General features: G+C 69.3%; 8 protein-coding genes. 3 read left to right on the top strand and 5 right to left on the bottom strand.

Annotated elements, in window-relative coordinates; genetic code table 11:
- On the bottom strand, positions 1-498 hold a 498-nt coding region (locus VF697_RS30640; protein ID WP_331100470.1), incomplete at its 3' end, for an MFS transporter.
- A gap of 249 nt (positions 499-747) precedes the next feature.
- Between VF697_RS30640 and VF697_RS30635 the strand changes: the two genes are divergently transcribed.
- Positions 748-1,569, top strand: a complete 822-nt coding sequence (locus VF697_RS30635) for an NAD(P)-dependent oxidoreductase (protein ID WP_331100469.1) — start codon at positions 748-750, stop codon at positions 1,567-1,569.
- 250 nt (positions 1,570-1,819) lie between these two features.
- The gene (locus tag VF697_RS30630) at positions 1,820-3,766 is read left to right on the top strand and encodes a PAS domain-containing protein (protein WP_331100468.1); all 1,947 of its coding nucleotides are present in this window, start codon (positions 1,820-1,822) and stop codon (positions 3,764-3,766) included.
- Between the two features lie 22 nt (positions 3,767-3,788).
- Here the strand turns inward: VF697_RS30630 and VF697_RS30625 are convergent, their stop codons facing one another.
- Positions 3,789-4,394: a hypothetical protein gene (locus VF697_RS30625; protein ID WP_331100466.1), complete on the bottom strand. Its 606-nt coding sequence runs from the start codon at positions 4,392-4,394 to the stop codon at positions 3,789-3,791.
- 86 nt (positions 4,395-4,480) lie between these two features.
- Between VF697_RS30625 and VF697_RS30620 the strand changes: the two genes are divergently transcribed.
- On the top strand, positions 4,481-5,035 hold the full coding sequence (locus tag VF697_RS30620; RefSeq protein WP_331100464.1) for a hypothetical protein: 555 nt from the start codon (positions 4,481-4,483) through the stop codon (positions 5,033-5,035).
- A gap of 7 nt (positions 5,036-5,042) precedes the next feature.
- On the opposite strand, the gene VF697_RS30615 is transcribed toward VF697_RS30620, so the two are convergent.
- Genes VF697_RS30615 through VF697_RS43590 form a run of 3 tightly spaced genes read right to left on the bottom strand, consistent with a single transcriptional unit; the run spans position 5,043 to position 8,143 of the window.
- Complete coding sequence (locus VF697_RS30615; protein ID WP_331100462.1) at positions 5,043-6,869, bottom strand: tyrosinase family protein; 1,827 nt, start codon at positions 6,867-6,869, stop codon at positions 5,043-5,045.
- Between the two features lie 37 nt (positions 6,870-6,906).
- Positions 6,907-7,608, bottom strand: a complete 702-nt coding sequence (locus VF697_RS30610) for a YebC/PmpR family DNA-binding transcriptional regulator (protein WP_331100460.1) — start codon at positions 7,606-7,608, stop codon at positions 6,907-6,909.
- 34 nt (positions 7,609-7,642) lie between these two features.
- Positions 7,643-8,143 (bottom strand): type IV pilin protein, encoded by a 501-nt coding sequence (locus VF697_RS43590; RefSeq protein ID WP_414641359.1) that lies wholly within the window; start codon positions 8,141-8,143, stop codon positions 7,643-7,645.
- Positions 8,144-8,196: the final 53 nt, after the last annotated feature.

The following is an 8,196-nucleotide window of genomic DNA, read 5'->3' as shown; positions in this document are numbered from 1 at the left end:
CGCGCCCCACTCGGAGAGCAGGCCGCCGAGGAAGGGGCCCACGACGAGTCCCAGACCGATGCCGGCACCCACCCGGCCCATGGCCCGCGCGCGGGTCTCGGATGTGGTGAGGTCCACGAGGCAGGCCTGGCACGCCGCGAGGTTGCCCGAGGTGGCCCCAGCGAGGATGCGTGAGGCGAAGAGCAGCGGCAGCAGGCGCTGATAGCTGGCCAGGGCGAAGAGCCCCATCGCGAGCGCGTTGACGGCGAGGCTGAGCAGGATGATGGGCCGGCGGCCGAGCCGGTCCGAGCGCTGCCCGAGGATGGGCGTGGCGAGCAGCTGCGTGAAGGAGAAGCAGCCCAGGAGCACGCCCACTGTCACCTCCGAGCCGCCCATCGACTGGACGTAGAAGGGCAGCAGCGGAATGACGATGCCGAAGCCCACCAGATCGAGGAACACCGTGAGGAAGACGAGTGTCTCGACCCGGCGGAGAAGCTGAGGGGACGCCCCCCCCGGCATCACGGCATCTCCTGACGGAGCCATGGGCCCTACTCTGTACCGTCGACCGCCACCGCGCTGTTCCTCGTGCGCGGCTCTGTTCAATACCGGGGCAAGTCCGTGCTCCTCGAGCAGCCGGTGGATCACCCGCTGGCCCACAGGGAGTCGCTCTCCCCGATCGAGCCGCTGGCCATCCCCGCACGGACGCAGTACGGAAGGGGAAGCGACCGACGGTGGCTCCGAGGGGGGCCGCCGAAGAAAGGACCCACCGTGAATACGCTGAAGGGCAAGACCCTGTTCATCACTGGAGCCAGCCGTGGCATCGGCCTGGCGATCGCCAGGCGAGCGGCGCGAGACGGCGCCAACGTCGTCATCGCCGCCAAGACGGCCGAGCCCCACCCGAAGCTGCCCGGCACCATCTTCTCCGCCGCCGAGGAGATCGAGCGGGAGGGCGGCAAGGCGCTGCCCTTGATGGTGGACATCCGCTTCGAGGAGCAGCTCCGCGACGCGGTGAAGCAGTCGGTCGAGCGCTTCGGCGGCATCGACATCCTCGTGAACAACGCCAGCGCCATCAGCCTGACGGGCACGCTGGAGACGCCGATGAAGAAGTTCGACCTGATGTTCGGCGTCAACGTGCGTGGCACCTACGCCACCACCCAGGCCTGCCTGCCGGAGCTGCTCAAGGCGAAGAACCCGCACGTCCTCACGCTCTCGCCGCCGCTCAACATGAAGCCCAAGTGGTTCCAGAACCACGTGGCCTACACCATGGCCAAGTACGGCATGAGCATGTGCGTGCTCGGCATGGCCGAGGAGTTCCGCGAGCAGGGCGTGGCCTTCAACGCGCTCTGGCCGCGCACCGTCATCGCCACCGCCGCCATCAACATGATTGGCGGTCAGGAGATGATGGAGGCCAGCCGCACCCCGGAGATCATGTCCGACGCGGCCCATGCCATCCTCACCCGCGACAGCCGCACCTGCACCGGCAACTTCTTCATCGACGAGGACCTGCTCCGCGAGGCCGGCGTGAAGGACTTCGAGAAGTACAACGTGAAGCCCGGCGCTCAGCCCCTGCCGGACTTCTTCCTCGACTGACGAGAGAGGACTTCGAGGGGGGCCGAACAAAGGGCTCCGAGAGGCGTTGATCTTTTCATTCGCCCTGAACACCTTTCCGGCGCCTGTCCCCAAGGCCCTCCCTCGACATGCTTCCTCCCACGCTGGCCTCCTCCTCCCGCGAGCTCATCGAAAACTCCTGCTCCTCGAGCGGACGCTCCAGCGTTCCGAGAGTGCCCTCGAGGCACACGGCTTCATCGAGAAGCTCCTGGTCACGGTGGATGTCGCGCCCGTGCTGCTCTCGTACATCGACACCTCCGAGCGGTACCGGTTCTGCAACCAGACCTACGAGCGCTGGTTTGGAGCGCCGCGGGAGCAGATCCTCGGCCGGACGCTTGGTGAGTTGCTGGGAGAAGAGGCATACGAGGGCATCCGCGCGGAGGTCCGGGCGGCACTGTCGGGCCAGGCAGCCCACTTCGAGCGAGCCGTGCCGTACCGCACCGGCGGTACTCGCGTGGTACGCGCGGACTACCTGCCGCATGTGCTGCCAGACGGCCGGGTTGCCGGGTTCGTGGGAATGGTGGTGGACATCACCGAGCAGCGGAGCCGCATGCACGCGGACCGGCTGCACGCCGTGGCGGCCGCCTTGTCCCAGGTGATGATGCCCGACGAAGTGGCGCGCACGGTGGTGGCCGCGGGGGTCCTGGCGCTCGAGGCCCTCTCGGCGTCGCTCGTCCTGGTGAGTGAGGATGGCACCGCTTTCGAGCTGCGCGCCGCACATGGCTTTCCGGAGGACGTGAGGAGCGGCTGGGGGCGCTTCCCCATCGATACGCCCGTGATGTTCCGCGACGCCGTGCGCACCGGCAGGCCCGTGCTGCACGGAGACCTGGAGGGCTTCCTCCGGAGCTACCCGGAGATGGCGGCCTCTCCGGCCCTCCTGGGGCGGTCGTTCGCCGCGCTTCCACTGCGTGGGGATGGACGCATCATCGGCGCCTTCGGCTTCAGCTTCGCCCGCGAGCGGGTGTTCGAGCCCGAGGACCTCCAGTTCATGGAGCTGCTCGGCCAGCAGTGTGCCTTGGCCCTGGAGCGCGCGCGGCTGTACGAGGCCGAGCGCCAGGCCCGTGCCGAGGCCGAGCGGCTCCGGGATCAGCTCGCCGCCGAGCGCGGGCTGCTTGAGGCCGTGCTGCGGCAGCTCCCCGTGGGCGTCATCATTTCCGAGCCGGGTGGCCGGCTCTTGATGGGCAACGCGGCGCTCGAGTCGATCATCGGTCACCCCTTCAAGGCCTCGGAGGGCATCTCAGGGTACGAGACCTATACGGGCTACCATCCGGACGGCAGGCCCTACCAGCCGGACGAGTGGCCGCTGGCGCGCTCGCTGAGCCACGGAGAGACGGTGGTGCGTGAGCCGATGCGGTTCGTCCATGCGGATGGGACTCGCACGGAGGTCGAGCTGAGCTCCGCGCCGGTGCGGGACGCCGAGGGGCGCACGGTGGCCGGCGTGGTGGTGGCCACCGACATCAGCGCGCACCACCAGCTCCAAGAGGCGCTGCGTCGCGAGGCGGACGTTCGCGACAAGCTGATGGGCATCGTGAGCCATGACTTGCGCAGCCCCCTGCAGGCGATCGCCGCTTCCGGCGAGCTGTTGCTGCGCGCCGAGCCCCTCTCTCCCACGCAGCGGAAGCGGGTGGCGCGCATCCAGACGAGCGTGCGGCGGATGGATCATCTCATCCGCGACCTGCTCGACTTCGTGCGCGTGCGGCAGGAGGGAACCCTGCCCATCCAGCGAAGGCAGGCGAGTCTCCAGGAGACGTGCCGCGCCGTCCTCGACGAGGTGCAGGCCGCGTACCCCGAGCGGCAGCTCCTCTTCGAGCTGCGCGGCGACACGAGCGGGGAGTGGGACGCGAGCCGGCTGGCCCAGCTCGTGGGCAACCTGGTGAACAACGCCGTGAAGCACGGCGCGGAGGAGGCGCCGGTCCAGGTCCGGGTGGACGGTGGGGGCGCCGACGTGACGCTGGAGGTGGCCAATCAGGGCAACCCCATCCCGCCCGAGCTGCTGCCCCGCATCTTCGAGCCCTTCACGCGCGCGAGCACGGGGAGCGATGCCCTCAAGGGCGTGGGGCTCGGCCTGTTCATCGTGCACGAGATCGTCACCGCGCATGGAGGGCACATCGAGGTGCGCTCGACGGCGGAGACGGGCACGACGTTCCGGGTGAGGCTGCCTCGCGCGCTCGGGACGTGAGGTGCCAGTGGCCGCGGGGGGCTTACCCGGCGGTGGGGTCGGGGGGCGCCGACGGGGTGACGAGGTGGCGCTCCTCGAGGCGGGAGGCCGCCGCGAGCACGATGAGGCCGGTGCCGAGAATGGCCATCGTCCACGACAGCGACCACTCGGCGAGCAGCCCGATGAAGGGGTTGCACACCACGATGCCCAGCGTGCGCACCATCGACACGAAGGAGAGCACCGTGGCCCGCTGCTCGGAGGGGATGTGGTGGTTGATGTAGGCGCTGAAGAGGGGGATGCGCGGCAGGCTGAAGGTGAAGCCCACGAGGGCATGCACCACCCCGAAGAAGCGCAGCGGCATTCCACTGCGCTCGAGCAGGGGTTGGAACAGCCAGATGATGCCCCAGGCCAGCGCGTTGGAGAGGGCGAGCTCGAAGGCGAGCAGCCGGACGACCTTGTGACCGAGGAAGTAGCGGCCCCCCTGCACGAGGATCCGCGTGTAGCGGGTGCGGGTGCGCTCTTCCCGAGCCCAGCCCGGCGGCTCGCGCAGGGTGAGCGCGACGAGGAAGGCGAGGGAGGCGGGGAGGACGAAGGCCCGCATGGGCGCGCAGATGTTGCTGCCCAGGCGTTGATCCGGTCCGGTCGTCATAGGGGGTTCATCCCTCTACTCCAGGTGACGCGCCGGGAGCCACGGCCTGACGGACTCGTGGCACGATGGGGGCTCGGAGGAGTCGCATGACGAGGAAGTTGCTGCTGCTGTGGCTGTCCCTCTCGCTTGTCGCCTGCGCCCGTTCCACCCGTCCGGACGAGGCGGGCAAGGCCTTCAAGTCCTCCCTGGTGGTGCTGCTCGAGCACCGGGGCGAGCTGGCACTCACCCCCGAGCAGGTGGATCGCTTCGAGAAGCTGGACTTCGGTCTTCACGAGAGGAACCTTCCGCTCCAGTACAAGCTCGAGAGCCTCCGTCCCAAGAAGGGGTCATCCAGCCGTTCCGGGACCGGGGGCTACATGGGAGGAGGCGCCCATGACATGCATGGTGGGAAGGGCGGCGTCTTGACCGATCCGGCGAACCCGGAAGTCGCGGCGAGGGAGGGGCGGCGCCGGCGGTTGGAGGAGATTCAGGACACGCTGCGTGAGATGCAGCTCAACGACTCCAAGGCCTACCTCGAGGCGGAGAAGTCGCTGAGCGACGAGCAGAAGCCCCGGGCGCGACAGCTCATTTCGCAGGAGCGCGAGAAGCTGCTCAAGCAGCTCGAGGCCATCCACCACCGGTTGCGCCGGGGCGACTACTGAGGGGCCTTCAGGCGATGTGCTGGATCCAGATGTTCCGCGTCGCGATGTGGGGCATCGTGACCAGATCCGCGATGCGCTGTCCCGTGGGCATGGGGCGGTTGAACGGGTAGCCCAGCTCGCGGGTGTCCGTCGGATCCCCACCCGCGTGGTCCTGCTCCCAGTCGGTGAGCATCACCATGAGCCGGAAGAGCAGGCCCTCGGTCCGGCCGCGCGGCAGCAGCAGGTGGAGGGGCCAGCCGCGCTCACGCACCACGGAGGCGTGGTGCGCGGGCCGGAAGATGACCGCGCGCTCCGAGGGGCGCAGCGTGTGGACGAACCGGTCCAGCTCCATCCACATCCGGCGATCCTCGGCGAACGCGTCCGCGGCGAGGTAGATGCGCACCGTCACCTTCTGCTCGCGTGGCAGCAGGTTCTCCACGCGCAGGAGGAAATGGAAGGCGTCGTGGTCGAGGTGCGGCTTGAGCACCTCCCGCCCGTCCGGCAGGCGCACCGGGTGCTGCACCATGCGGGTGTTGAGGATCACGGTGCTCGAGCGGAAGGCCGGAGGGGGGCTGTTCCAGCTGTCACCACCGAAGGTGGCCGTGGCCCACCGTTGCCCGTCGAAGCCCGGTGCGGTGGCCCCGGGGATGTCCCGGAGCGGGCACAGGATGATGTCCGGGCTCTGGTGCGCCGGAGAGAGCCCCTCGCCGAGCCACTTGCGCATCAGCACTCGCGGCCCCTCGGACAGGTCGTGCGGCGGCTGGTGGGTGCTCTGCCACGCGTCGAGGATGTCATCCACGTGGCGGTGCCAGCGGTAGAAGAGCGGGTCCCTCGCCGCGGTGGCCGGTGAGGCCATGACGCCGAGCAGCCCCGTCTTGCCCGGAGGTGTCAGGCCGGCCAGGAGGACGTGCCCCAGGCTGTAGAGCGAGCCGTAGTGTCCGAGCGGATCCGCCCAGGCCTCTCCGTCCACGGAGCCCCCGTTGGACTCGGCGGTGTCGGCGAGCTGCTCCAGGCTCTCGATGAGCACGGGCGTCTCCCCCTGCCACAGCAGCCCCGAGGAGGCCGCGATGAAGAGGCGGTCCCGGCGCATGGCATGGTCCGTGATGCCGTAGCCCGGCAGGTCCCTCGGGCTCAGGCCAGGAGGCCGGGGCGCGAAGCCCGGGAGCTGGGCGTCATAGCCCTCGTTGAGGGGGGAGGCGTAGTCCGACAGGGGCTCGACGCGGGGCATGCCGAACGCCAGCCGCTCCGTGTCGTAGCGGGCCAGCAGTTGCTGGTGCGTGTGCCAGAACAGCTCGCCTCGCCGCTCCGGGAGGAGGCGGCGCTGGGGTTGCGCCGGGTCCGGGTGGCCACCCGCCGGGTACAGGACCCGCCACGCGTCGAGGGAGTCGTTGAGCGCGGTGTCCTCGCGGAAGTAGTCGAGCCAGATCTCCGCGCCGGGGGTGCCACTGGGCCCCTTCCGGACGGGGGCCGTGCGCAATGAGGGAAGCACCCGGTTCGGAGCGCGCTCCTGCAGGGGCGGCACGGGCAGGCCGCGGCCCTCGGGATGGTGGGCGATGAAGACGCGCAGCGCGTACTGCACCCACTCGGGATCTCCGAGTTGCACCTGCCGCTCGGCCTCGTCGAGCACCGCCGCCAGTCCCGCCTCTCCGGGGCTCGCGTTGGCCAGCTCCATGAAGCGGGCCGAGAGCGTCAGCGCGAGCTGGTGGTGGGCGGGGAGGAAGGGGAGGAAGCGATGAGTGGGGGAGGGCGGAGCGAACAGCTCCAGGTCCCCCCGGGGCGTCAGGGGCAGCGGAGCTGGTGCGGACTCCCGACACAGCAGGGCCCGGAGTCGGGTGTGCGGCGTGGACTCGGACATGGCTCCATCCTAGCCGCCACTCCCGGGGGAGCGGGACCTACTTGAGACCGACGTAGATGTTCTGCACGTCGTCGTCCTCGTCCATCGCCTCGAGGAACGACTCGACCTCGGCGCGGGCCTCACCCTCGAGGTGCACGGGGTTCTTGGCGATCCACGCGAGGTTGTGAGCGCTCACCGTCCAGCCCAGGCCCGTGAGGGCCCGGCTCACCGCATCGAGCTCGGTGGGGGCGGTGAGGAAGCGGGTGGCCCCCTCCTCGCCGCTCTCGAGGTCCTGCGCGCCCGCTTCGATGGCGGCGGTCTCGGCATCGGCGCCGCCGCTGGGGGGCGTGGCCTCGATGACGCCCAGGCGGTTGAAGTCCCAGGACACCGCGCCGGTGGTGGCGATCTGTCCCTTGCGGAAGAGCACCCGGATGTTGGTGGCGGTGCGGTTCTTGTTCTCGGTGAGGCACTCGACGATGACGGGCACCTGGTGGGGCGCGAAGCCCTCATAGGTGATGAGCTCGTAGTTCACCTGCTCGTCCAGCAGGCCCGCGCCCTTCTTGATGGCGCGCTCCAGCGTGTCGCGCGGCATCGAGGCCTTCTTGGCCTGCTCGACCGCCATCCGGAGGCGGGGGTTGGTGTTGGGATCGGCACCGCCCGCCTTGGCGGCGATCATGATCTCCTTGACCAACTTGGTGAAGAGCCGACCCTTCGCGGCCGCATGCTCAGTGCGGCCCTTGTGCTTCCATTGAGCGCCCATGGAATGCGCTCCTACCGCATTCCCGGGCGGGGTTCTACTCGGGGGTCACGTCCTCGGACTGCCACTGCCAGGTGCCGCCCTGCAGCTTGTACGTGATGGTCTTGATGCTGATCTCCCCGTCGTGGTCCAGGTCCGCCTTGCCCGTGAGGATCAGCTCATCGGCCGTCGCGCCCTGGACGATCTCATAGCGGTAGTAGACCGGGCCGTCGGGCATGAAGCCCAGGTCCGCCCACTTGCCGATCGTCTTCGAGAAGAACTTCCGGGTCCCATCCGGAGCATCCGGGGGGTTCTGGGGGAGGTCCACGGTCGTCCCGCCCGGCAGCGAGCCGTGCGCGATGGCGTACTCGGTCATCGTGCGGACGATCGAGGTCATCATCGGATCGCGCTCGGCCGCCTTGGCGCGCATGGACATGTTGAGGAACTCGGGGATGGCCACCGAGGCCAGGATGCCGATGATCGCCACGACGATCATCAGCTCGATGAGCGTGAAGCCTCGCTGGGTACGGCCGTGGTGGTGGGTTTTCATGTGTGTCATGTCATACCCCCTAGATTGGGTACGAGGGAGAGGGAAGCTCACGGCTCAGGGAG

It is taken from the genome of Archangium sp. (assembly GCF_036388035.1).
Classification (GTDB): Bacteria; Myxococcota; Myxococcia; order Myxococcales; family Myxococcaceae; genus Archangium.
The sequence above is the reverse complement of the archived record's forward strand: the minus strand, read 5'-3'. Positions and strand labels throughout refer to the sequence as shown.

Bases quoted from the DNA above. Each gene is read 5' to 3' on its own strand.
- VF697_RS30620 (WP_331100464.1), top strand. From the start codon at position 4,481: ATGACGAGGAAGTTGCTGCTGCTGTGGCTGTCCCTCTCGCTTGTCGCC.
- VF697_RS30625 (WP_331100466.1), bottom strand. From the start codon at position 4,394: ATGACGACCGGACCGGATCAACGCCTGGGCAGCAACATCTGCGCGCCC.
- VF697_RS30610 (WP_331100460.1), bottom strand. From the start codon at position 7,608: ATGGGCGCTCAATGGAAGCACAAGGGCCGCACTGAGCATGCGGCCGCG.
- VF697_RS30615 (WP_331100462.1), bottom strand. From the start codon at position 6,869: ATGTCCGAGTCCACGCCGCACACCCGACTCCGGGCCCTGCTGTGTCGG.
- VF697_RS43590 (WP_414641359.1), bottom strand. From the start codon at position 8,143: ATGACACACATGAAAACCCACCACCACGGCCGTACCCAGCGAGGCTTC.